Below are 2,240 nucleotides of genomic sequence, written 5' to 3'. Positions count from 1 at the left end.
GAAAAGACCAGCGCCACCACGGCGCAGATGGTGCAGGATCAACTGCAGATGGCGGACGCCATGCCGGTGACGCTGCTGGCGCTGGATGAGGCCCGCAACCGCACGCCCGGTTATGTGCTGCTGGTTGAATGCAGCGCCGATGCGCCACGCGAAGCCATGCAGCGCGCCTTGGCCGAGCAGGTCGAGAAGGCCTTGCAGGGCAACTTCCACTACAAGCTCGCGCGCGAGCTGGGCCAGTTACAGCATGCCGCCTGCGTGGCCTTGCCGCAGATGCGCGCCATCTACCTCGATCAATGTCGTGAGCGCGGCATGATCGAAGGCAACATCAAGATCGAACCTTTGCGACACTGGCGTGGCGATGTGCCCGCCGTGTTGCGACAGTCGCTGGACAGCTGAACGGCGCCAGCCCTTTCATCCACCCATTTGATCCACTGTTCACCATGGCCATCACCGTACGACAGGGCACCCCCGCCGACAACGCCAAGATGCAGGACCTGATCACCAAGATCACGATGCCCGGCGTGGCACAGATGTGTTTCCAGCGTGCCCCCGACTTCTTCGTGGGCGCCAAGGTCATCGGCGACGAGTTCGTCCTGACCGTGGCCGATGACGACGAGCGCCCCGATGTGCTGGCCGGCCTGACCGTGATCTCGGGCCGCGATCTGTATATCAGTGGTCAGAAGCGCCGCGTGTACTACTCCGGCGACACGCGCGTGGACCCGTACTACCGCCGCCGCGGCATCGCCTCGAACCTGTTCATCGAGCAGAAGAAGCACCGCTCCAACGACGACCTGCTGCAAGGCATCGTGCTGAAAGAAAACACGGCGCCACTGGATGCCGCCAAGAACACGGCCGATGGCGTGCTGTTCGATTACTGGATCAGCCACACGATCGAGACCAGCTTCATCTTCACGCGCAAGATCACACCGCGCATCCCGCAAGGCGTGCAGATGCGTGCGGCCACGGCTGCCGATGTGCCGGCCATGCAGGCCTTCTTTGACCGCGAGGCACCACGTCGCAATGGCTACCCCGCGTATGACTTCACCAAGCTGCTGGCGGGCGATTCGTACTACGCGGGCCTGAGCATTGGCGACTTCGTGCTGGCCACGCGCAATGGCCAGATCATCGGCATGGTCGCGGGCTGGAACCAGAAGGCCTACAAGCAGACGCGCATCGTCGGCTTCAAGCCCATCGTGAAGGTGCTGCGTCCGATCTACAACCTGTACGTGGGCATCACGGGCGGCTTCAAGCTGCCTCCGATCGGTGGCGTGCTGAACTACCTGACGCTGGCCAACATCCTGATTGCCAATGACGACCCGGCCGTGTTGCAAGGCCTGATCGACTACGTGATGGCCAATCAAGGCCAGAAGTTCGATGCGCTGGCCACAGCCTTCACGCACGGCGACCCGCTTGAGAACGTGCCGCGCGGCTACAAGCGCCAGAAGCTGTTCTCCAGCCACTTCTGGTTGAGCTATGGCGCCGATCCTCGCCCCGGCATCGACAATCGGCCGCTGTATGTGGAGCTGGGCCGGCTCTGAGCACAGGCCCCGATGGGGCGCAGGCGGCGTGGGCGATCACGCCAGTTGCGCCGCCTCGGCCACCAGTCGCTCGAAGGTTTGATCCAACCGGATCAGGAAGGCATCGATGTCTTCGGCGGACGTTTCTGCCAACTGCCACACATGCGGCATCAACAGTCGTCCACCAGCCTCCGACAGCACCTGCAGCGGTGACACGCTGCTCACGACGGGCACGAACTCATCAATGCGCACGGCCACATCGGGCGGATTGATGATGGGACCGGCGTCGCCCAGGCTCGTCGAATGGCAACTGATCGCGGGAAACCTGTCCTTGCGCTTCATTTGCACGCTGATATGGCTCAGGAGCGTGCGCCCGAGCAGCGGCATCAGTTCTTCAAGCAGATAGGTCCAGCACATCTCGCGGCGGGCAAATCTGGCCTGCCCCTCTTTCATCTGCTCCCCCACCGATCGCACGCGGTCTTTCAGCGATTTGCCGGCGTCCTGCTCGATGATCAGAAAGGCCCCGACATGGTTGCCCCAAAGCGGGCCGTGGCCAGCAGACGCCGGATAGTAGCGGCGCATGTTCACCGAGATGCGGATCACGGCGGCGGCCTTGGGATCCCCTGGCGCCTGAGACAGAAAGCATTGCGCGATCGCCGCCACCTGAAAGGTGTTGGTTGACACGCCGAGCTGGCGAGCAGCCTGCCGAACTGCTGCGGCACT

At 63.2% G+C, this 2,240-nt stretch carries 3 protein-coding genes; 2 read left to right on the top strand and 1 reads right to left on the bottom strand.

The window, feature by feature from the left end; translation table 11 throughout:
- A partial coding sequence (locus EPO09_RS06185) for a GH3 auxin-responsive promoter family protein (RefSeq protein ID WP_290641253.1) occupies positions 1-396 on the top strand: 396 nt, incomplete at its 5' end.
- 44 nt (positions 397-440) lie between these two features.
- Positions 441-1,538, top strand: coding sequence for a hypothetical protein (locus EPO09_RS06180; RefSeq protein ID WP_290641251.1), 1,098 nt, complete (start codon positions 441-443; stop codon positions 1,536-1,538).
- Positions 1,539-1,574: 36 nt separating this feature from the next.
- Here the strand turns inward: EPO09_RS06180 and EPO09_RS06175 are convergent.
- Positions 1,575-2,240 (bottom strand): hypothetical protein (locus EPO09_RS06175; protein WP_290641249.1); only part of this gene is annotated, 666 nt, incomplete at its 5' end.

It is taken from the genome of Aquabacterium sp. (assembly GCF_004297345.1).
GTDB lineage: Bacteria > Pseudomonadota > Gammaproteobacteria > Burkholderiales > Burkholderiaceae_C > Aquabacterium.
This window is presented reverse-complemented; position numbering and strand designations above follow the sequence as displayed.